The 23183-nt window shown below is 36.9% G+C and carries 22 protein-coding genes and 1 other RNA gene; 5 read left to right on the top strand and 18 right to left on the bottom strand.

Annotation, left to right across the window (positions count from 1 at the left end):
* Position 1: 1 nt before the first annotated feature.
* Positions 2-619: a molybdenum cofactor guanylyltransferase gene (locus tag QSJ81_RS16725; protein ID WP_285718494.1), complete on the bottom strand. Its 618-nt coding sequence runs from the start codon at positions 617-619 to the stop codon at positions 2-4.
* 42 nt (positions 620-661) lie between these two features.
* A complete protein-coding gene (fdhF, locus tag QSJ81_RS16720) occupies positions 662-2698 on the bottom strand; it encodes a formate dehydrogenase subunit alpha (RefSeq protein ID WP_285718493.1) in 2037 nt (678 codons plus the stop codon).
* Positions 2699-2886: 188 nt separating this feature from the next.
* Here fdhF and QSJ81_RS16715 point away from each other — a divergent pair, with 188 nt between their 5' ends.
* Positions 2887-3807: a LysR family transcriptional regulator gene (locus QSJ81_RS16715; RefSeq protein WP_285718492.1), complete on the top strand. Its 921-nt coding sequence runs from the start codon at positions 2887-2889 to the stop codon at positions 3805-3807.
* Positions 3808-3878: 71 nt separating this feature from the next.
* On the opposite strand, the gene QSJ81_RS16710 is transcribed toward QSJ81_RS16715, so the two are convergent.
* Both QSJ81_RS16710 and QSJ81_RS16705 read right to left on the bottom strand, forming a co-directional pair.
* Positions 3879-4808 carry an NAD(P)/FAD-dependent oxidoreductase gene (locus QSJ81_RS16710; RefSeq protein WP_285718491.1) on the bottom strand — a complete coding sequence of 310 codons (930 nt, stop codon included), beginning with the start codon at positions 4806-4808 and terminating at the stop codon, positions 3879-3881.
* A 227-nt stretch (positions 4809-5035) separates the two neighbouring features.
* Entirely contained in the window at positions 5036-5995 is a 960-nt protein-coding gene (locus QSJ81_RS16705) for a DMT family transporter (protein ID WP_285718490.1), read from the bottom strand.
* Between the two features lie 123 nt (positions 5996-6118).
* Here QSJ81_RS16705 and QSJ81_RS16700 point away from each other — a divergent pair, with 123 nt between their 5' ends.
* Both QSJ81_RS16700 and QSJ81_RS16695 read left to right on the top strand, forming a co-directional pair.
* Positions 6119-7003: a LysR family transcriptional regulator gene (locus tag QSJ81_RS16700; RefSeq protein ID WP_285718489.1), complete on the top strand. Its 885-nt coding sequence runs from the start codon at positions 6119-6121 to the stop codon at positions 7001-7003.
* 117 nt (positions 7004-7120) lie between these two features.
* Entirely contained in the window at positions 7121-8047 is a 927-nt protein-coding gene (locus QSJ81_RS16695; RefSeq protein ID WP_285718488.1) for a DMT family transporter, read from the top strand.
* Between the two features lie 450 nt (positions 8048-8497).
* On the opposite strand, the gene QSJ81_RS16690 is transcribed toward QSJ81_RS16695, so the two are convergent.
* The 10 genes from QSJ81_RS16690 to QSJ81_RS16645 all read right to left on the bottom strand — a co-directional run bounded on the left by QSJ81_RS16690 (position 8498) and on the right by QSJ81_RS16645 (position 17719).
* The gene (locus QSJ81_RS16690; RefSeq protein ID WP_285718487.1) at positions 8498-9997 is read right to left on the bottom strand and encodes a diguanylate cyclase; all 1500 of its coding nucleotides are present in this window, start codon (positions 9995-9997) and stop codon (positions 8498-8500) included.
* Positions 9998-10117: 120 nt separating this feature from the next.
* Positions 10118-10459 carry a CGGC domain-containing protein gene (locus QSJ81_RS16685; protein ID WP_285718486.1) on the bottom strand — a complete coding sequence of 114 codons (342 nt, stop codon included), beginning with the start codon at positions 10457-10459 and terminating at the stop codon, positions 10118-10120.
* A gap of 52 nt (positions 10460-10511) precedes the next feature.
* Positions 10512-11570 carry a dual-specificity RNA methyltransferase RlmN gene (rlmN, locus tag QSJ81_RS16680; RefSeq protein ID WP_285718485.1) on the bottom strand — a complete coding sequence of 353 codons (1059 nt, stop codon included), beginning with the start codon at positions 11568-11570 and terminating at the stop codon, positions 10512-10514.
* A 161-nt stretch (positions 11571-11731) separates the two neighbouring features.
* Positions 11732-12568: a site-2 protease family protein gene (locus QSJ81_RS16675; protein ID WP_285718484.1), complete on the bottom strand. Its 837-nt coding sequence runs from the start codon at positions 12566-12568 to the stop codon at positions 11732-11734.
* Positions 12569-12592: 24 nt separating this feature from the next.
* Entirely contained in the window at positions 12593-13162 is a 570-nt protein-coding gene (locus QSJ81_RS16670) for a hypothetical protein (protein WP_285718483.1), read from the bottom strand.
* Positions 13163-13363: 201 nt separating this feature from the next.
* Positions 13364-14548 (bottom strand): phosphopentomutase, encoded by a 1185-nt coding sequence (deoB, locus tag QSJ81_RS16665; protein ID WP_285718482.1) that lies wholly within the window; start codon positions 14546-14548, stop codon positions 13364-13366.
* 317 nt (positions 14549-14865) lie between these two features.
* Complete coding sequence (locus QSJ81_RS16660; RefSeq protein WP_285718481.1) at positions 14866-15084, bottom strand: hypothetical protein; 219 nt, start codon at positions 15082-15084, stop codon at positions 14866-14868.
* A 155-nt stretch (positions 15085-15239) separates the two neighbouring features.
* Positions 15240-15950, bottom strand: a complete 711-nt coding sequence (locus QSJ81_RS16655; protein WP_285718480.1) for an MBL fold metallo-hydrolase — start codon at positions 15948-15950, stop codon at positions 15240-15242.
* Between the two features lie 43 nt (positions 15951-15993).
* The gene (locus tag QSJ81_RS16650) at positions 15994-16479 is read right to left on the bottom strand and encodes a hypothetical protein (RefSeq protein ID WP_285718479.1); all 486 of its coding nucleotides are present in this window, start codon (positions 16477-16479) and stop codon (positions 15994-15996) included.
* A gap of 175 nt (positions 16480-16654) precedes the next feature.
* The gene (locus QSJ81_RS16645) at positions 16655-17719 is read right to left on the bottom strand and encodes an HD-GYP domain-containing protein (RefSeq protein ID WP_285718478.1); all 1065 of its coding nucleotides are present in this window, start codon (positions 17717-17719) and stop codon (positions 16655-16657) included.
* A gap of 244 nt (positions 17720-17963) precedes the next feature.
* Here QSJ81_RS16645 and QSJ81_RS16640 point away from each other — a divergent pair, with 244 nt between their 5' ends.
* Positions 17964-19142 (top strand): MalY/PatB family protein, encoded by a 1179-nt coding sequence (locus QSJ81_RS16640; protein ID WP_285718477.1) that lies wholly within the window; start codon positions 17964-17966, stop codon positions 19140-19142.
* A gap of 200 nt (positions 19143-19342) precedes the next feature.
* Here QSJ81_RS16640 and ssrS read toward each other — a convergent pair.
* Positions 19343-19515: non-coding RNA, 6S RNA (gene ssrS, locus QSJ81_RS16635), on the bottom strand.
* Positions 19516-19823: 308 nt separating this feature from the next.
* On the opposite strand from ssrS, the gene QSJ81_RS16630 reads away from it, so the two are divergent.
* On the top strand, positions 19824-20960 hold the full coding sequence (locus tag QSJ81_RS16630; protein WP_352230909.1) for an aldo/keto reductase: 1137 nt from the start codon (positions 19824-19826) through the stop codon (positions 20958-20960).
* Between the two features lie 73 nt (positions 20961-21033).
* Here QSJ81_RS16630 and QSJ81_RS16625 read toward each other — a convergent pair whose 3' ends face one another.
* The 3 genes from QSJ81_RS16625 to dinB all read right to left on the bottom strand — a co-directional run bounded on the left by QSJ81_RS16625 (position 21034) and on the right by dinB (position 23060).
* Positions 21034-21333: a DUF960 family protein gene (locus QSJ81_RS16625; RefSeq protein WP_285718475.1), complete on the bottom strand. Its 300-nt coding sequence runs from the start codon at positions 21331-21333 to the stop codon at positions 21034-21036.
* 246 nt (positions 21334-21579) lie between these two features.
* Positions 21580-21813 carry a hypothetical protein gene (locus QSJ81_RS16620; protein ID WP_285718474.1) on the bottom strand — a complete coding sequence of 78 codons (234 nt, stop codon included), beginning with the start codon at positions 21811-21813 and terminating at the stop codon, positions 21580-21582.
* Between the two features lie 8 nt (positions 21814-21821).
* Complete coding sequence (gene dinB, locus QSJ81_RS16615; protein WP_285718473.1) at positions 21822-23060, bottom strand: DNA polymerase IV; 1239 nt, start codon at positions 23058-23060, stop codon at positions 21822-21824.
* Positions 23061-23183: the final 123 nt, after the last annotated feature.

Below are 23183 nucleotides of genomic sequence, written 5' to 3'. Positions count from 1 at the left end.
CCTATATTTTAAAAAGACTTTTCAATATCAACTGAACACTTTTTAAATCTTCTGGGGTATTTACATTAATCAGTGACTGCCATGCAAAAGGGAATTCTGTAATTTCTACTTTATTAATATAACGCACATTGACTTCTGGGAAAAAGGAAATTATCTTTCCCTCATTCTGCTTCAACTTCTTTTCAATAAAATGGATACAGTTTTTACTGTATCTAGCATGCAGCGGATGGGTGTAACCATCTTCTGAGGGAATGACGATATCATAACGATCGTCTTGGTAGAGCATGTATTGAATAAATGCAGGATCTAATAAGGGAATATCACATCCTACAATAAAGGTCTGATAGGTCGATGAATAACTTAGACCAGCATGAATCCCAGCCAAAGGTCCTTTCTGTGGGAAAATATCCTTTTCTAGTCTAACGCCAAGGTAGGAGTACTCTATAAACGAATTTGTTATTACTATAGGAGGTAATGAAAATATGTTTGTAACCTTTTCCAATACGACTTCAATCATCGGTTTTGACATTAGCTGAACAAAAGACTTATTTTCCTTCATTCTAGTACTTTTTCCACCAGCTAGTATAATGGGTGTTACCGGCAGAAGTTCTTTTTTCATTTGAAAGTACTCTCCTTCATTGTCGCTGCTACTTCTAAACCTTTATAGTTTTTCAACTTTAACAGCACACACTTTAAATTCTGGAATTTGACAAACAGGATCTGAGGCACTATTGGTAAGCATATTACCAGGGCTTTCCGTAAAATGAAAGGTTATAAATGTTAGTCCCTCTGGAACTCTTTTCGTTACCTGAGCTTTGGTTGTTATTGTCCCCCTTCTCGAAGATACCCGAATTAATTCCTCATTTTCTATATTTAACCTTTTTGCGTCTAGAGGATTAATTTCTAAATATCCCTCAGGGTGGGTTCCATGTAGTCCCCAACTCCGACGAGTCATGGAACCAGTATGGTAGTGGGCTACTACCCTACCAGTTGTCAACATAAGCGGGAATTCTTGATCAGGTAGTTCTGCGGGATCTCGATAATCGACTGCAGTAAACTCTCCAATCCCTCGATTAAATACCCCGACATGCAAAATAGGTGTTCCAGGATGTTCTGTATCACTACAAGGCCACTGTATCCCGCCCTTTTCAATTCGTGAGTAGGTAATTCCAGCATAAGATGGCGTCACACTCTGCATTTCTTCGTAAATTTTTTGTGGCGAAGAATACTCTGTAGAATCTCCTAATGCATTCATTATGTCGCCAATAATCTTCCAGTCGGGACGACTGTTACCTCTTGGTTCAATCGCTTTGCGAATCCGTTGTACCCGTCTTTCCGTACTCGTAAAAGTACCATCTTTCTCAGCAAAGGTCGTTCCAGGTAGCACAACATCAGCTAATTCTGCTGTCTCAGTTAAGAAGATATCTTGTACAACTAAAAAATCCACCTGTTCTAAACAATGTTTTACATGATTAACATCAGGATCACTCCGCATGGGATTTTCGCCAAATACATAAAGTACCTTCACTCGATCTTCTTCAATTCCATGTAGTACTTCAGGAATCGTCAGACCAATTTCATCACTGAGTGATGTTTTCCAAGCTTCCTCAAATTTTGCCTTGATAATACTATCCTTAACAGACTGATATCCTGGATACACGTTAGGTAAAGCTCCCATATCACAAGATCCTTGCACATTGTTCTGTCCACGAAGAGGATTTACCCCTGTTTTTTCCTTACCCAGATTGCCTGTGATCATTGCAAGATTGGCAACAGACAGTACATTATCCACGCCACTAGTATGCTGGGTAATTCCCATTGTATAATAGGTTGCAGTATGATCTGCCTGCCCAATAATCTTAGCAGCTTTAATAATCTTTTCTGCGGGAACACCTGTAATTAATTCAGCATATTGAGGTGTATATCGTTTTACGGTTTCTTTAAAAGCTGCAAAGTTATTTGTACGATTTTTTATAAAAGCACGATCTTCTAGTCCTTCCTTAAGAATGACATGTGAAATTGCACTCAGTAGTGCTACATCCGTTCCGGGCTTATGCTGTAACCAGACGTCCGCATGTCTTGCTAAATCAATTTCGCGAGGATCAGCTACTACCAGTTTGGTACCACGTGCTTTGGCCTGCAACATGAAAACTCCCATAACTGGATGACATTCTGTTGTATTGGTTCCTATGGCAAAAATAGCATCTTTAGGCCCCATTGTTTCAATCTCATTAATTGAATTTGTCATGGCTCCACTCCCAAATGCCGTAGCTAGTCCAGCCACCGTAGGAGAATGGCAAAGACGAGCGCAATGATCGATATTATTGGTACCAACCACTGCGCGCATCAGTTTTTGCATTAGATAGTTTTCTTCATTCGTACACCTAGCTGAACTAAAAGCCGCTATACTATCAGAACCAAATTCCTGAATTGTATGTTTTAACTTAGTGGCAATAAGTGAAATAGCCTCTTCCCAAGTAGCTTCAACCAATACTCCATTTTTTCGAATCAAGGGTTGTTGTAATCGGTCACGATGATGCACGAAATCAAAGCCAAAATAGCCCTTAGAACAAAGTTTTCCTTTATTTACGGCATTCTCACGATTAGGGGTAACGCTAATAATTTCACCATGTTCCGTATTGAGATAAAAAGTACAGCCAGTACCACAATAAGGACAAGTAGTCAAAATACTTTCCATGCTAGATACTCCTTCCATAAGTAAAATAGGTTTTATTCCAACTAGCATCTATCCAGAATCAATTCAAAATTTGACTAGTAATAGTTCTTTAATTTACAATTATAACAGAGTTAGTCCCATACTAATAATACTAATATCATGTAATTTCCATACCTTTTAAGTATATATTCGCGAAGGAGCTGGCCACTATGATGAGTATTCGAGAAATGAAATATTTTCTTACCCTTGCTGAAGAAGGCAATATTACAACAGCTGCGAAGATTTTGCACATCGCTCAACCACCTCTTAGTCGCCAAATGAAGCAACTAGAGGATAATCTAGGGGCCAAGCTATTTGAACGAGGACACCGTAAGATTCAGTTAACAGAAGCAGGCCATCTCTTGCGAAAAAAGGCTGAGCAGTTACTCGAGCTAATGGATACTACCGTTAAGGAAATAAGAGAAATAGAGGCTGGTACCCACGGCACCTTGTCCATCGGCACAGCCTCTTCTTCTGTTGCAACAATTTTACCGCGAGTGGCTCGTATTTTTCGGAATCAATATCCTAGTCTGAAGTTTGAGTTAAGGGAAGGAGAGTCCAGCCAAATTATTGAACTCTTGAATGGTGGATTAATTGAAATAGGATTAGTTCGATTTTCTTTTGATGATGCACTCTATGAATCTATTAAGTTATCTAATGAACCTTTGGTTGCCGCACTTAATAAAAATAATCCTAATTCCTTAGGAGAACACTCAGATTCTATCCAGCTTTCAGAACTTGCCGGCAAACCCTTAATGATTCATCGTAAATTTGAAGCGATGATTACTGATCATTGTCTGCAAGCTGGGTTTGAGCCTTATTTTCTATGTAAAAGTGACGATGTTATGCCTATCTTAGCTTGGGCAGATGCAGATGTTGGTATCGCAGTAGTACCAAGAGCTGCTATTGATCTTATCCCAAATACGAATCTAGTATTTAAAACAATTATTAACCCAAGCATCGAGACAACTGCTGCTGTCATTTGGATGCGAAATCGCTATCTATCTACTGCCGCCCGCCATTTCTTGAATTTGTTTACAACAATACACAAGACTTCTATAGATAATACGCGACTGGAGTACAGTGACTAATTCTTTTATATAAGAAACGGCGTAGACAATATTGTCTACGCCGAATTATTTTACCACCCTAATTCCCCTATTTACTGTTGTAATATATACTTTTCAGCCATTAATGCAGCGATGGTTCCATCACTTGCAGCAGTTGTTAATTGCCTAACCTCTTTAGCCCTCACATCTCCCGCTGCAAAAACACCTTTTACATTTGTTTCACAAGTTTCACTGGCTTCAATATTACCATAGCTATCTATGTTTATATACTGTTTATACATAGCGGTTCTAGGAACCGAACCAATATTTACAAAGATTCCATCCAACTTTAACTCTGTATTTTCTTTTGTATTAACATTTTCTAAAAGTACAGATTCTAACAACTCATTACCCATAGCCTGTTTCACTTGTGTATTCCACAAAAAGTTTATCTTTTTGTTATTGAACAACTCTTCTTGACTTTTTTTATCTGCTCTTAAATACTCGGAACGATGAATTAGGGTAATTCTTTCTGCATATTTAGACAAAAAGATAGCCGCTCCAACACTTGAACTTCCACCGCCAACAACCGCAATATGTTTTCCTTCATATAAATGTCCATCACATATTTCACAATAATGGATACCATTTCCACGAAATTTTTTTTCTTCCGGTATAGGTAATTCCTTGCGTTTGGCACCAGCCGCAATAATCACAGCTTTTGGCTTATATATATTTTTTTCACTTTCAATGATTTTTTCATTGTCCGTTAATTTTACTGATACTACACTATCAAACTCATCAATCGTTGCCCCTGAATTAATTGCCTGTTCTTGCATTTTATCAATTAAATCACTGCCACTAATACTGCTAAACCCAGGATAATTTTCAATAATATAAGCGTCCCGGATTTGCCCGCCAATGATTTCATCTTCGATAATTAAAGTATTAAGCTTGAGCCTACCAGCATAAATACCAGCTGTTAATCCAGCTACACCTGCACCAATAATTAATAAATCTACCTGTTTTATCTTCTTACTCATAGTTTCACATCCTAGCATTACGAGTTACAATTATTGTATTTCTATTACAAATTTACATCGTTTACAACTATATTGTATGCAATTTAAATTATTATGTCAATATATTTTTATTATCTGCGTTTAGCAATTACTCATTATACACTGTCATAGAAAAAAAGGCCTAGCTGTAGATATGAAGGTTCTAATCTACAGCTAGGTCGTTTTATTCTCACGATCCAATTTAAAATTCAATTTACATAATGAGGACGCTTGATAGTAGCATCACCCAAATCGACCTCTTGTTTATTGACACGAATACAAATCAATTCTTTGCGTTTTTGACTTGTTAAAACTAAGCCTGTTAATACCATTGCCCCACCCCATAATTGGGTTGCAGAAACTTGTTCTCCGATAATAATAGCAATAGCAGCCGTATAAACAGGGATTAAATTGACTGTAAGATTTGCTTTACTAGCACCGACTATGCGAAGGGACATATTCCATAAGATAAACGCAAACACCGAGGCAAAAACACCGATATAAAGAACCCCATTTATTCCGGTACGAGTTACTTGATGAAAATCAATAGGCTGCAGAATGATAAAGGGAATCATAATGAATATTGCAATTAATGAAGAAATCGCTATCGCAGTAATCGGCGGTACAGTAGCTGATTTCTTACATGAAAAAGCATATATCATCCAACAAAGATCCGCTCCTATCATTAGTAAATCCCCTCTATTAAAATCCATTTGAAACACGTGCAGTATATTCCCACTTGTCAATAAAACTACCACACCCAAAAAGGAAATACTTAACCCTGCCATCTGCATTATCGAAACTTTTTCCTTCCAAATAAGATAAGAAAAAATCATTGTGATAGCAGGTGTTAAGGAAAAAACTAACGATCCATTCGTTGGAGAAGTATATTGCAAGGCTGAATAAGTAAATACATTGAATAAGATTCCTCCCGATATCCCCATGCAAGTTAACGCCGGCCAAGATTCTTTCAGTATACTTCTCATCTTTGCATAGTTCAAATTGTCATGTACTACTGCAACAGGAAATAGAATGCTGACTGCAATCATCCAACGCAGAAAAGTAATCCAGAGTGGAGAGAACTCTTGAATAACAAATTTGCCAAATATAAAATTTCCTGCCCATAATAAGTTACATATTAAAAGAAATACAAATTCTTTATATTTCATAACAATCATCCTCCGCAACTAAATTCTATTGGTTGCTCTTATTATATGCAACAGTCTATAATTGATCAATCTAATAATTTTTAGTATAATCATAGTTATAAACTATGATTGGGTGTGAACACAATGGAGCTCAGGCATTTGGAGTATTTTATGGCAATGTATAAAGAACTTCACTTTACAAAAGCTGCTGAAAAGCTTGGCATATCTCAGCCTACTTTGAGTCAACAAATTAGAATTTTAGAAAGTGAGGTAGATGCCCTTCTTTTTGACAGAGTAGGCAAAAAGGTTCTTGTCACCCAGGCGGGAGAAATTCTATATCAACATTGTCTGCAAATTTTTGGTGAATTGAAACAAGCTCATACTGCCATCGGAGAATTGCAAGGTCTTGAAAGGGGCAGCCTTGCTGTAGGATGTTCCGGAAGCCATCTGCTGATCTCTTCAATCGTAAAATTTCATACTCGTTATCCAGGTATTAATCTTTCCATTATCCAACTATCAACAGAAGAAATAAAAGAAAAGCTACTTAAAAATGAGTTAGATATTGGAATTGCTTTTTTACCATTAGACGACCTGCAGCTAGCAAGTCTTTATTTATACGCGGAAGAATTATGTCTTGCCGTATGCAAAAAAAATGAACTTAGCAAACAAAAATCAGTGAACCTTGATATGCTTAAATCAATCTCCATTGTGCTCCCCCCTCCCAAGTACATTATCCGACAATTTATTGACCACGCTACAGAAGAACTTGGCTTTTTGTTTAATCCAATAATCGAAATGATGCCCTTTGAACACTTGCTTGAGATCGTAGGCCGTAATATTGCAGTCACGATTCTCCCTCGATCCTACATTAATAGTTATGCAGATGAACGCATTCAAACTGTTTCAATAGCAAACCCTGCTATGAAAAAAGAAATGGGACTTATCTATCGAAAAGACAGATTTTTATCAGCAGCTACTGATAAATTTATTGAGGAATTAGTCCTAGGCTTTAAAGATTTTCATTTTTAAAACAGATTTTCCTCGCCATTTTATTACCATGAAACAACGATACAAGAAATTATACTTTTCCTTTCTAACATGCTGTGATAAGATAAGGAATTATAATTTGTATCGGAGTGACGAAATTTGACAAAGGTAAATGATAATCGGCATGTATTCTTCCTGCTGATTCTAGTTGTAATTCTATGGGGACTCAATGTAGTCGCAATTAAATATCTCACTAGTTTTTTCCCGCCATTGGCGTTGGCTCCTATTCGTTTATGTCTAGCGAGCGCCTTACTCTTACCTCTCGTCTTTAAAAAACATGGATACAAAAAGCTTTCTCACAAAGAATGGCTTCCTATTATTGGGGTTTCCACGTTTTGTATTTTTCTCCACCAAATTGCACTTAACATAGGGTTAACTGCTACCAGCGGAATGCATGCTGTTCTTATTTTGGGCTTAAATCCATTGTTTACAACTACTTCTGCTGGCTATCTCCTAAAAGAAGAATTTACCTGGGAAAAAGGAATTGCTATTCTTTTGGGATTTGGCGGGTTGCTGCTGGTCGTCTCAGGTAAATCACAAGGCGGTGCCACACTTTTTGGTGATGGAGTTGTGTTAATTGCAACCATTACCTTTGTAATCGGTTCTTTATTTGTTAAAAAAGCTACTGTATCCGTTTCTCCCTTAGTAGTAACAGCTTATAGCCATACCTTAGCTTCTATTGGATTATTGATATTAGGGCTATCTGTCAACCCTGAATGGAGCTACCCCGGTAGTTTCGGTTTTTGGCCAATTGTTGTGCTACTGTCTTCGAGCTTTTTGAGTACGGCATTAGGAGCTTTGTGGTGGAATACAGCCATACAAAAAGTGGGAGCTTCCACAGCCTCTCTTTTCCAAAATGCTTCTCCCATAGTAGGTGTTCTTGCCTCGGCTTTCTTCTTAGGAGAACAATTAAGCTGGTATCATTTTGTTGCTCTTCTTCTTGTTCTCTTAGGTGTCAGCTTGGGTACAGGTGTTATTAAAATTCCAGCTCGCTTAGTGATTTTAAAGAATCGCTTACAACAGTAACTACTTTAAAACGTAAATTCACTTAATTGAAATGAGAAAAACGCGGAAGAAATCGCACACGATTTTTCCGCGTTTTTTCATTTTAAATAAATAAGAAGCAAACATTTAAAGTGTACCCATATACTTTATGCACAAAATATTCTTTAACATTTTTTCATCTTAATCATACAATACAGCGTAAGTACTACATATGCATTAAAAGGAGGGTTTATTATGGGCTTTGGATGCGGCGGCGGACATAATAACAGTAGAGGAGTCGTGATTATAATAATCATCCTCTTGCTGTTGTGCTGCTTTAATGATAATGATAGTTCTTCTTGCTAAATAAAACTTTTACCTCCAATAGTAGCCAAACTTGCCATGTGAGAAAACAACTACTTTTCAGTAGTTGTTTTCTTTTTATTCCAATTTACAAAAAGAATTGTTCGTCCAGTATATTTGAATCAATTACTAGCCCAGATACTCTGTTACCTTATTTTTAGTATTCTTACTCATATACAGCGCTTTATCGGCAAATTTTAGTAATTCATCAATAGAAACAGCATTTTTAGGGTAAGTTGCAATACCGATACTCACTGTACAAGACTTTAATTTTTCTGCAGACTGCAGACGTATTTGTTCTGCATATAACTTAAACGTTGTATCTGGGATATTGCGTAAGATAATCGCAAATTCATCTCCACCGAACCGAAATATGGCACGATTTCCTACAACAGACTGCGCTATATCTGTAAACCTTTTCAAAATATCATCACCAGCTACATGACCACTTGTATCATTTTGACGTTTAAAGTTATCCAAGTCTAATAACATAATTCCTAATGTGGCAAGAGATCCTGATTGTAGTTCACCTTTAATTAATTCTAATGTTTTATCAAAAGATCTACGATTATAGGCCCCAGTCAAGCCATCACTATCAGCCGCTCCCACCAATGAAATATGAACTTCCTCAAGCTTACTAATGGTATCGTTATATACTTGAATCATTTCATCAAATTCCGTAGCGTAACCATATGGTGCAATTCTTTTGTATTTTCCTTGTTTGACAAAGCGAAATGCCTCAACTAGTTTTTCAAGTGGCCGCATATATCGCCGCACAGTATAAGTACCAATTACAATAACCAGAAGAATCGTAAAAAGCGTCACCATAAGAATTTCATACAGCATAATGTTACGAAGCTCTGCTAACTCGGCTGTCGGGGTACTCACAATAACATGCCAATCTAATTCTGGAACCTTATTATATCCAATATGACGCTCATTTCCAGAATAATTCTTCATTATAATTGAGCCTGTCAAGCCTTGCAATTTATCGACTACCCACCCCTTTTTCCCAACGCGCTCTTGATCCGAATGGTATACTATAACCCCTCGTTGGTCAGTAATGGCAATATATCCGCTACGGCCAAAGGATTTATTATCGAACATGGATACCAATTTATTTTCATGCAGCCAAATCGTCCCAACAACCACACCTACTATATTATCATTTTCGATAATTGGAGTTGAAATTGCGACCACTTGGCGCCCAGTGATACTTGTATATACGCCACTGATATATGTTTCACCCTTAATAGCACGTTGAAAATAATCCCTATGAGACAAATTTAAACCTGCTATTTTTTCACTCCGGCTAGCAAGTAAAATATCTCCTTGTTTATCAAGTATAATAATCATATTGACTTCAGGCATAACTTCATTTATTTTATCAAGAAGTCTTTGATCGCTTCTTATATTAGGATCCGCTGCTATCATTTTTAAGGAATTTTCGGTATTTTTAAAGAATGTTAAAAGTTGCTCTCCAACATTCTTCGCAGCTTTTTCATTTGTAGCCAATAACAAAGAATTGGTATTGGCAAGGAAAAGCCTGTCGAAAGTAAAAAATTGAATTACACTGCTAACGATTATCAACGTGCTTAATAACAGTGTAAATTTATGCAAGAATCGCATTGAATCATCTCGCCTTTCAATAAGCATTCATTCTATTACATTATTCTACTTTATCCGACAAATACCTGCTATTGAAAAACGCCCATACCCTCAAATTTCGAGGATACAGGCGTTCATCCATTATAACTTCTTCTTAATATTTATTGTTTTTTGGCCCTTGCCGTCTTCTGATCCATGGGTGTATCCAATAACATCAAAATGTTCTCCAAGGCGTTTTGCTAAAATTTCATAATTCGCTGCTTTCCCGCGCATGCAGGAGGATAAATGCACCACATCCACACCGTTTTTAATCATCGTCTCAATTTTATGATCAATATCTCCATCGGCATGAGTAAAAGTGACGAGCTGAACTGCTTCTTCATATTTTTCAAAGGCATCCTTTTTCTGAAAGAAAGCGTTAAGACATCCCCTACCTGTACAACGTTGCATAGTTTCTTCCCTGACCAATATCGCTATTTTCACTTTCCACCTCATCATCTGAATACAAACTCTATATTCTATATTAGGTTACTTTCTACATTTTTTTGATTTGTTTGCTTCTTAACTGCCCACAAGCAGCATCAATATCTGTGCCATGCTCTAGTCGATTGCTACAATTAATACCTTGCTTTTTTAGTGTATCATAAAATGCCCGCATAGAATCTAGGTCGCTTCTTTGATATTGACTGTGCTCATCCACTGGATTATAAGGAATTAAGTTAACATTTGTAAGATGCTTTTTATCACCAATCAAATGGGCAAGCTCTAAGGCATGTTCTCTACGATCATTCACGTTTTTTAATAAAATATATTCCAACGTAATTCTACGATTCGTTTTCTTCAAATAGTAAGTAACGGCTTGCATTACTTTTTCAATTGAAAAGATACGATTGATCTTCATGATGCGGGTTCGAAGTTCTTCATTGGGTGCGTGCAATGAAATCGCCAGGTTTACCTGCAAGTTAGCATCGGCAAATTCTATAATTTTATCTGCAAGACCACTAGTAGATACGGTAATACGTCTTCCCGCAACAGCAAGTCCTTTATGGTCTTTAATAATCAGTAAAAAGTCTATTAGATTTTTAAAGTTATCAAATGGTTCTCCGATACCCATTACCACAACATGACTTACCTTTTCATCTTGGTTCCTTCCATCTAAATAATGCTGGACTTTCATAATTTGTTCTACAATTTCGCCACTGGATAAATCACGATTCTTTCTCAGTAGTCCGCTTGCACAAAAACTACATCCTATATTACACCCTACTTGGGTTGTAACACAAACAGACAAACCGAATTTGTGCCTCATTAATACAGTTTCAATCAGGTTATCATCCTGTAACTTGAACAAAAATTTAATCGTTCCATCTTCTGATTCTTGGCGTAAATGTTCACTTAAGGTTTGGATGACAAAATGATCGGCTAATAATTCAATACATTCTTTATTGACATCCATCATTTCTGAGAAACTTCTTACCCGCTTCCTATAAAGCCAATCCCATACTTGCAATGCCCTAGACCTTTTATGCTCACGCTCCCCAAGCCATGTTACCAGTTGATCTAATGTCAATCCATAAATGGATTCTTTAATCATTCATAATCCTCTTTTCCAAGCTTAAAATCAATCCTCTTCTCTTTCCTTATCAAGGTTAACAATCTTATTATTATCCCAAATATCCTAGGTTAAAACAAGGGGGTTAAAGATCGAATTTAATAAGTCTTTATTTGACGGTAAATAAGTAACATTCGCTAAAATTAGTGTCTATTCAGCGTTTCATGTAAATTGTAAGTATAATAGGCTGACAGAGCAAAAAGAGCAAAATAGGAAAAGCCCATTTTTAGACGAAACCCTGGATCAGTATCATAATACGGATTCTCTCGATCTTTCCAAACTTCCCATGCTTTTTTTACTGCCAATATAGAAATTAAAATTCCGATAGGGTTGAAGAAGTACAGAGAAAAAAAGAGCATTATAGGAATACCAACGAGCCAAAGCTTTAGGGATATAGCAGTTACAATACGTCCCCCATCAAGTGGATGGGCTGGAATCAAATTAAAAACAGTTAAAAAGAAGCCGAAATAAGCTAAAGCATATAGTAACATAGAGTCAAATATTTCTCCAATCCAAAGACAAACAAATGCTCCCAAGGCTCCGAAAATTGGACCAGCAATGCCAACGATAGATTCAGTCTTTGCATCTTTCGGTGCTTCTTTCATTTGGATGATTGCACCGAAAAAAGGAATAAACATTGGCAAGCTTGTATTAATACCTAACCTTCTAGACGCAACCAAATGTCCCATTTCATGTACAAACAACAATAATACAATCCCTACTGCATATTTCCAGCCATATATAAAAGTATATATAACAACGGTTAGCATCATCGACAAACCTGTAGTAAGGAATTTACCGAGTTTAAGGAGTATAAGCGCTCCCTTTATAATTGCCCATATCTTTGAGGCTTTTAAAAGCAGCAGAACCCCGCCGATGCTAGTAAACCAACCCCATCTACTTTTCTTCTTAGGAGGTTCTTGCTCAGAGTTAGCTTCTTCATTTGCTATAACTGTAACGTTATCTTTATTTTCATCCATAATTAGCATACCTCCTATTATTGATTAATCTCTGCCTTGACCTGTCCCTTTTCCTCTTGGCCACCCAAATCTGCTATCAATGATTAGAATAGTTTGTCCATCTATGTATTTTGTATAATCTCCATCATACAGAATAGTAAAATCATGACTGACGGGATGCCATCCATCTTTTCCTATAAAAATTTCATTAGGATTACTAGCTTCACTATCTAAGGATAAGCTAAATTTTATATAACTCCCATAAGAAAGCTGAAAATCGATTCCCTCTTCCTCTTCTGAAGTCGTAATATTGTATTTTATCTTATTTTGGCTTTTATTCACTTCAAGATAGTCATTATCGCCTTTATAGTTTTCTAAAACATTCTTAAATCGACCGTCGGTACGCACCGTTCCACTAAAATTATGGATGCCCCCATTGGATGTGGCTCGCAAATGAAAACCCTCTTTATCTTGCCATAGAAAATATCCCCTAATTTTGCCTTGATCAAACACAGTCGGTCTATCATTAAAACTAGGCGAATAGGATGCATATGAATAGCTGGTAAAACAAAATCCAACTAACAAAGCAAGAGCGAAAAATCTCCATTTCTTCATAGTTATCCCCCTAAAATTACGTTAACTTTATTATCATCTTTAATTTATAGTTAATATTCTCCACTTTCTTTTGATCCCCTTCTAAATTTATATTTACCCAGTGTCTGGTGGTAAAGTTTGAATAGGATTCTCTAGTATCCGACACAAAAATGCACCACACTATCCAGTGAGTGGTGCATTTTTATTCGGTTTTATGTTACTTTATGTCAAGTCTTGTAAAAAGCTAGTACCGTACTCTGGCATCTTTACATTAAAGTTCTCCGCTATAGTAGCACCAATATCCGCAAATGTTTTTCTTATAGGTAACTCCTTCCCTCCAGAAAAACAAGGGGAATAAATGAGTAAAGGCACGTATTCCCGTGTATGGTCTGTACCGTGATAAGTTGGATCATTTCCGTGATCGGCAGTAATAATTAATAAGTCTTCATTCTTCATTTTAGCCAGCATTTCTGGTAAACGAGCATCATATTCTTCCAGGGCTTGTCCATAACCACGAGGATCACGACGGTGTCCGAATGAGGCATCAAAATCTACTAAATTTAGAAAGCTAAGACCAGTAAATTTTTCATCAAAAACGGTTAGTAATTTGTCTATACCGTCCATATTAGAAATCGTATGAATGGATTTCGTAACCCCTTCACCAGCATAGATATCAGAAATTTTACCTAAAGCAATTACATCGTAGTCAGCATCTTTTAACTCGTTCATCACTGTACGGCCAAACGGTTTTAGCGCATAATCATGGCGATTGGCAGTACGAGTAAACTTACCTGGCTCTCCAATAAAAGGACGGGCGATAATACGTCCTACTTTGTAAGGCTCTTCCAGCGTAATTTTGCGACAAAACTCACAGATTTCATAGAGTTCTTTTATTGGAATTATTTCTTCATGTGCAGCAATTTGCAGAACAGAATCAGCAGAGGTATAAACAATGAGTGCTCCTGTTTTCATATGCTCTTCCCCTAGGGCCTCTATGATTTCGGTACCACTTGCTGGCCGATTAGCAATCACTTTCCGCCCCGTCTTCTCCTCAATTTGCTGGATTAATTCTTTGGGAAACCCTTGAGGGAATACGCGAAATGGTTTTTCCGTAAAAAGCCCCATAAATTCCCAATGACCTGCCATTGTATCCTTGCCATTCGATAACTCTTGCATTTTCGTATAATAACCAAGAGGATGTTTTGCAGGCTCGATTCCTTCAATATCCCGTATGTTTGAAATACCGAGTTTTCCCATATTAGGCATATGTAGACCACCGCATGCTTTAGCAATATGACCAAACGTATCTACATTAACATCATCAAACTTCGCCGCATCAGGTGCTTCTCCTATTCCTACGGAGTCCATCACCACTAAATGAATTCGTTTAAACTTTGTCGTTACCATCTTTTTTCCTCCTTAGCAATACACAACTATAAGAACATCCAACAATTGCTATAGAACACACTTATTAGACATTATGATCATCCCATAAATATTTTATTACACTTTTATTATTAATAAACCTTTCTTACTAACTACAAGATGCCCCATTGACTGTTCTTTAGTAATATATAGACTATATTTTCTTAGTATATCCAATATATAGGCAATAGTCCATCTCTCTTTACTTGCAAAAAACAGCTGTCCATATAAAGGACAGCTGCTGGGCCTGTAGCACTAATTATATTTAGTAGATTTATTGGCCTTTCGAAGTATTTTTTTTAATGGTGCCGATTTCTAAAAAACATATTATGAGCATTTTCGATCAAAGCACAGAAAAAGAAAAATGCACAAGTAACAGACGCCGTAAATCTTAATACTTCTAACGTTATAGAGCAAGACAAATGCCACGGCCCAACGATAGGTTGAATCAATAAAATACCCAAGAAGACTGCTACTGATAATATAAATAAGGAAGTTGATGGATAGTTCTTAAGCATATTATCATCTCCTTAGTATTATTATATCACTCATACTTTATATATTCTACAATTTTATTGAATATTTGGAAAATTAAATTGAATTGCTCATTATTTCTCCAACCCGATAATGAGCAATCCAATTTAAAGTTTTTTAATAATAAGAGTTACAAGCACTATTCTTTTGTTACTTTTAACTTATCCCCTGAAAAAACGGGGCACCAAGTAGCAACCGACTGTCCCTTACCAAAAAAGCCAATGGGTGGTGCCCATCTTTCTCCACGCGTATGCATTGCTACCAATTGTCCTACATCTACTCTACAGCAAAATTCTTTTACTCCAATTGCTCGATATTCTTCCAGCCGACTATCTACTGGAAAGAAGGCTATATCAAACTTTAAACCATCTAATTTATCCATTTCTTTTCTAAATAGATCTTTAGCCAACATAAGATTATATTTATCATCCCATTTCCAATGCCACCAATTAAGGTCGCCAGCATGAAATAGGCGCCAACCATCCACTTCCACAGCAAAAGAAACCCCTATATCGGTAGACCCATATGTTTGGACTTTTAAGTCATCTTGCACACTCGTCTCATAGGGACACATAAACACAATTTTTTCCTCATTAACGCCAGGTAAGTTGTCAATATCATCACTCAAAAAAAATTTTGCTACGTTATCTTGCCACGTACTAATGATCGGATTAAAATGATCATGATGCCTGTGAGAGGAAAAAACATGCAGCTTTTTTCCCTCTGCTATTAATTGGGCAACCGTACCTGCAGCATCTTGATAATAATCAAAAACCAAAATATGTTTATCTGTTTCTACGACAAAACCGCTATTTTCTAAATAAATTAATTCTAAATGTAATGACATCATAACTCCCTTTCTTATTGCAGCATGTGGATCCAAAGTTCAAATCTTACAGCTCAGTAGGTTCATAATGGATTTCCCAAGTAAGATACCCTTTACGATTGGAGTCCTGAAAAATACGCCTTTCCCGCATACTATATCCTACAACTGTTATCTGGGTTGCCCTTCTTTCAGGGGGTAAAACGCGATCCCTTGTGCCAGGATAAATTGTTTCGACCTCACCGTTCTCCCATAAAATAATAAGCTTTGATTTTTCAGCATGCTCACCTTTAGCTTGAAAATTGACAACATTTATTTTCTGAGCGAACTTTCCTGCAATGACTTGTTTCAATTCTATTTTACCTTCAAAAGGAACTTCCTTTCCACTAATAACTCTAAGTGGTGTGATCTTCACAGCATCAAAAGGAATCGGTGTTTCCACTACTGGACTAGGAGATGATTGTGAAGAATCCGGAACTCCATAAAAAAACAAATACACGCCTATAAAAGCAAGCACTACCATAGCACCAATAGTAAATGATCTCCAATGCATCATACCCCTCCTCTCCTAATACTATGTAAAATTAACAAATTTCATATCTATTTCGAATGAAGTATAATCTCATCCCTCACTTTTGTCAACAATTCCTATCGCAAACGAACGTATTAAAATACACCTATCCTATAAAGGAAAGGTGTAAAAAGTTTGAAAATAATTATATACTAAGCAGTTATCCAATAAGACTAGCCACAGGCTTTACTTTTGAAATTCCCTTCCAATTATCAAGTTGAATAATTTTCCCATCCGAACATTTGATGATTGGATTTGGATTAAGAAATTCTCCCAAATGCACAATTTCTCCCTCTTGTCCGTCCGCTAGCTGCACAGAGTTTCCTAAGATACTATAGCGAAACTGTTCAAGAAAAGTAGTACAGATTCCAACATCTAATTTGGCAATCATGCCTGAAGCTAATGCATCTGCCGCCAAAAAAGGAGTTACTTTATTATTATACGCTCTATCAGAAGTCATTGCGTCATAAATATCTGCAATTGCAATAATTCTAGCGTAAGGATGTATTTTTTCATGACTATAATTTCCAGGATAACCGCTACCGTCTAATCGTTCATGATGCTGTAAGATTCCAAAGACGACAGAGGGAGAAATTCCTGGTATATTGCTTAGCAAACGATAACTATGAGTGGCATGAAGTTGTGCTAACTGCATCTCATCTTTCGTTAGGGTACCTATCTTTCCTAATATTGATATGGGTATTTGAGTTTTTCCTACATCGTGTAATAATCCTGCGAGAATGAGTTGATTAATTGCCTCAGGACTATAATGTAACCACTTGCCAATAAGTCCTGATAGTAAGGCAACATTAATACTGTGACAATAAGTATAATCCGCGCGAGGACCCTCCAAATTTAAGTAATTAATTGCAAATTGAGAAGCAACAAGGGGAGCTACTTGGTTGCAAGCTATGTTTTGAAATTGACGCAATGGCACCTTCTTATCAACTATTATCGTTCTAAACAGATCTTTCACCTTGCTAACGGCATTCTGATAAATTTTAAGCTGTTCATTATCGAACAAGATTGATCCACTATCGACTAAGGACTGCTCTTTTATATCAATTTCAGATAAACCTAATCTTGATAAACGTTTCAAAAGGTTTTCATTTAGCATAGTCCCCTCGGTTAGTAAAACCATGCCATTTCGATCTAATATAGGTCGTCCTACTTCCATGCCTGGCAAGATTTGAGATAATTTATAGCGACTAATTGCAACAGCCATCCTTGACCAACCTCCACAATATCCATATTAAACTAATTATACCATATAAAGCTAATTCCTATATATGTATTTTCAAATTATTCTGTTAGTATTTATAATTTAACTAAACATGCCATAGAATATCATTTTTTGCTAATTATCAACCGCTAAAAGGAATTTAAGCGATTAAGAAGAATGTCTAGTAGTAAGGAATGATAGTAATACTTCATCCTAAGTCACTAATACGTAAGGCGGATGATCAAATATGAGATATGATTTTGACACGGTACTGGACCGATCCAGTAACTTTGCTGCTAAGTATGATGAATTGGGGAAAAAGTTTGGGAAGGACGATCTCATTGCCCTGTGGGTTGCTGATATGGATTTCAAAGTGGCTAATCCTATCATTGAAGCAATTCAATCTCGTGCAGCGCAAGGAATTTTCGGCTATACCTCAAGACCAGATTCTTATTTTCAAGCAATTCAACAATGGCTTAAAAATAAGCATGAATGGACTACAGATACGCAGTTGATGATCCACTGTCCTGGTGTTGTGCCATCATTAAGTTTATTGATTCAGCACTTTACACAACCAGGGGACAATATTATTATTCAGCCACCAGTCTATTATCCATTTTTTGATGTGGTAAAAAACAACGGACGAACGCTCCTAGAAAATCCATTAAAGCTAGTAAATGGGCAATATGAAATGGATTATGATCATTTGGAAAGCTTAGCTAAAAACGGCGCTAAAATGCTTCTTTTATGCAGTCCACATAACCCAATTGGTCGAGTGTGGAGAAAAGACGAGTTAGTTCGCTTAGGCGAGATCTGTCTAGCACATGGAATTGTTGTTATTGCTGATGAAATTCATTCTGACTTAGTATTTTCCGGACATAAGCATACACCTTTTGCCATGATTTCTGAGGAGTTCCGTAAGAACACATATACTTGTCTCGCTCCTAGTAAAACCTTTAATTTAGCAGGTCTACAGGCATCTATTACCATTTTCCCCAATGCTAGTGATCGTAATAAATTTGATGAAATATTAGGAAACTTAGATATAAGAAGAAATAACTGTTTTAGTTTAGTAGCATCGGAAGCAGCTTACCGTTATGGTGATGAATGGTTACAGCAAGTCAAGGAGTATATTGAAGGTAATTTTGCCTTTCTTCAAGATTTTTGCAAAAAAAATATACCCCAAATCCATCCCAACTTCCCAGAAGGCACTTATCTAGTCTGGATTGATTGCCGTGAGTTAGGAATGGATAAAGATGAACTTCACAACTTTATGATTAACGAAGCAAAACTTGCTCTGGATGACGGATATTGGTTTGGTGATGCCTATGCAGGCTATATGCGGTTGAATGCAGCTTGTCCTCGAAGCATCATAACTCAGGCACTAAAACGTTGGCAAAACGCAATAGAGAAAAGAATACGTTAATAGATACCTCTTGTCCCTTGCTAGATGCAAGGGCTTTTTTTTCGCGGAACAGAAAGTATAACACTTGATTGGCAATATTTCTTATGAAACATTGCCAATCTTTTTTTTAATTATTAATAAACACTCAATATCATAGTCTGTATGAAATAAGTAATGGAAAACGACCTACCATAAGGTAAGTCGTTTTCTTTTCTGATAAAATATAGCCCGCAATATCGTTTCTTTTACATGTCCAAACCTGCAACTCGCAAGTGGGCATCCTAGTATGCTTTTGCCATCCACTCAAAGGTGGCCCGACATCCACATAACATTAGATTCCCTAATATTAACAGTAGGTTGGACATATAAAAGATAGCGAATATCGCAGGCAAGAATTCCTTTTAACGAATGCTTTACGCTATATAGTATGGCATGAAAGAGAAATTCGATACCTGGTACTTTTTCCTAAATGATGTATACATCTTTGTTAACGTTTTGCAATTAGTCTATTTTATCCCTATGAGAACTCTGCTGGCTTACTACCACTACATTTCTTGTATAAATTCTTTTTATCTTTAGAGACAATTCATCAACTACACGATATACTATATATTGTTTCCATTTTTATCTATATTACATTTAACATTATTACAGGTAGGGGTGATTAATTTGTTATATCGAAAGTATGGCAAAACAAATGAAATGGTTTCCGTTTTAGGATTTGGCTGTATGAGACTTCCTATTATTGATGGTGATACGACTCATATTGATGAGGATAAGGCAATCAAGATGATTCGTCATGCTATAGATGAAGGCGTAAACTATATCGATACTGCCTATCCTTATCACGGCAAAGGCATGGAACATGGCGGAGAAAGTGAACCCTTTGTTGCAAAAGCACTAAGAAATGGCTATCGAGAGCGCGTGAAGTTAGCTACTAAACTCCCCAGCTGGTTAATAAAAACAAGAGCCGATATGGACAGATACTTAAATGAGCAATTAGAACGGCTCCAGACAGATACCATTGACTTTTATTTGGTGCATACACTGAATGCTACTACATGGCCTATATTAAAAGAAGCTGGCATCTCAGATTTTCTAGACCAAGCCATCAAGGATGGTAGAATTAAACATGCAGGATTTTCCTTCCATGAGAGAATTGGCCTGTTTAAAGAAATCGTAGACTATTATGATTGGTCCTTCTGCCAAATTCAATATAATTATCTGGATGAAACTTATCAAGCTGGCAAAGAAGGCCTAGAATATGCAGCAAAAAAAGGACTAGGTATTGCCATTATGGAACCACTTCGTGGAGGGAAAATTGCTGAAAATCTCCCAGAAGATGCTCTTACCTTTTTCAATCAGGCCGATAATAAACGAACTCCAGCGGAATGGGCCTTACGCTGGGTCTGGAACCACCCAGAAGTATCTGTTGCCTTAAGTGGGATGACAACTATGGATCATGTTACTGAAAACATAAAAATTGCCCAAGATGCCCAGGGAAATTCTTTAACAGAAAAGGAAATAGACATTATTAACCAAGTAAAAGCTCTTTTCAAAAAACGAATAAAAGTCAACTGTACAGCCTGTGCCTACTGTATGCCTTGTCCTGCAGGAGTAAACATTCCAGGTTGTTTTACAATTCTCAATGACTATTTGATCTCGGGTGGTACACCAGAGTTAAAGGATCGGTTTAAGCATTTATATAATTTCCGTGTAGGAGCTGCAGCCCATGCATCCAAATGCATAGACTGTGGCAAATGCGAAAGTCATTGCCCACAAGGCATCTTAATTCGTCAAGAATTGAATACGGTTAAAGAATTATTTGAATCCATTTAATACGTAGAAAACTCCTGCAAATTCCTCATTGGAAATTTTGCAGGAGTTTTTTTCGAACCTCTACCAAATTCAATCACTTCTTTTCAGTTCTCATCATGACGGCACCCTCTTCACTATCAACTATCCATATGGTGGCGTCAACTGGATGGTATATATTTTTATAGTAAAAAGTCTCTGTTTTTCCTTCCTGAGAGTGAACTACCTTTTGATAAACCTCGCCGCATGCAAATTCGACTGATAACTCGAATACTTGTACATGATCAACTTCAGTGCTTTCATTTTTCCAACACTCAAATAAACTCCATAAGACCCTTTGTATATCTAGTCCAATATCAGCAAGCAATGAATCCTTAGATTTTTCTTCATTACACATTAAACAGCACCCCCATGTTCCTAACATATGCAATGAGAAACAATTGTAGAATCATCGTTCATTTAATTACCAATTATATTTTTTTACTTCCCTAAACATACTATTAAAAGAAGTGATAAATTGGAAAAACAACGGAAAATCCAGAACAGCTTCAATCTGTTGCTAGTCAATCCCAACAAAGTTCTGTCTCTCAGTAATATATAAGCTAAAATTTATGCAGACAAACCGGGATCATTTCCGGTTTTTTTATTTCCGTTCTACAAACCATTTACCTTCGTTACAAAATAAATAAACTTGTTTATTATAGATCCGGCAAGTATACCGCATCCCTATGCCCCCACCTTTGAGTGATGCAGCTTGCCGAACATCAAGCAAACGGTCAATTTCAAAAACTCGTCCATCTTCCCACTTAATCGTTAAAGGACGAATTTTGCCATTCACGTCATGTTCTGCTGTGACTTGCACAAAAACCTTTCCCATTTTATCACCTACTTAAAATATGATATTGGATGTATAACATGATCTTCCTTAGGATTGAAACCAGTAAGCTGCCTATCAAGTAACATAGCACAACGCTGGACACTATAATGTCCAAAACGTTTATGTAGATTATCTATAGTAAACTCCAAGTTTTCTGCATCGAACTGACTATTTTTAAATAAACCAAGCTGCACATGCCCTTCAGCTGTTACTAGATCGCTCCCCCTAACTCCAAGACTACGAATCGGCTTATCCCATCGATAATTTGCTTGAAATAATTCCATCGCTTTTTTGGCTATCTCATTCGACAAAAACGTTGGATCGGGAACTTTGGCCTGTCTCTCAAAAGACAATAGTTCACAACTGCGTGTAGTGATTGAAACCGTTTTACATTTAAGACCGTGTTTTCGTAACCTAGCTGCCACACTCTCTGCCAGGACATAGATAATTAATTTAACATCTTGATTATTTACTAGATCTCTTGACGTTGTCGTGCTGTTACCTACCGATTTTATAAGAGTTTCCTCCCCTACTTGCTTGACTGGAGCTGAATCAAGGCCGTTTGCGAAATGCCACAAGGTCTCTCCCCAGACTCCTAACAATAGCTTTAAATCATTCCGATCCCGATTGGCTAGTTCTCCAATTGTATATATAGCACGATTTGCAAGTTTACGTTTGGTAGCGCGACCAACATATAAAAGTTCGCCAACTGGCAGAGGCCATACAACCTGCTGAAAATTCTCTTCTGCAATAACCGTTGTAGCATTTGGTTTTTTTAGATCACTGCCAAGCTTAGCAAAGATTTTATTCCATGATACGCCAACAGATCCTGTAACTCCAAGCTCATCCTGTAAGCGCTGTCTAATTTGATTTGCAATAGCAAAACCAGGTCCGAATATTTTTTTTGTACCAGAAACATCAAGCCAAGCTTCATCGATTCCAAATGGTTCAACTTGGTCTGTATAATCTGTGTATATTTTTCTCGCCATTCTAGAAATCTGCAGATATTTAGCAAAATCTGCTCGTACCATTACTAATTCTGGGCACTTTTGCTTTGCTTGCCAAATTGCCTCACCGGTCTTGATTCCTAGGGCCTTGGCAAGGTAGTTTTTTGCCAAAACGATGCCATGACGTGCCTCAACATCACCACATACAATAACAGGTTTGTTGCGTATTTCTGGCCTATACAAGCACTCTACACTGGCATAAAAATTATTAAGATCTACATGTAGGATGGTGCGATTCATCTATCTTACCTCACCTTTCAAAGTCGAACATATGTTCTAAATTATAGAATTACGAAATGAAAAAAGCAAGTGACAGTTGTTGGGAATAAAAAAAACGCCTACCTGTCGGTAGACGGTTAAAAG

Origin of the sequence: Pelosinus sp. IPA-1 (assembly GCF_030269905.1) — a bacterium.
Taxonomy (GTDB): Bacteria; Bacillota; Negativicutes; order DSM-13327; family DSM-13327; genus Pelosinus.
The sequence above is the reverse complement of the archived record's forward strand: the minus strand, read 5'-3'. Positions and strand labels throughout refer to the sequence as shown.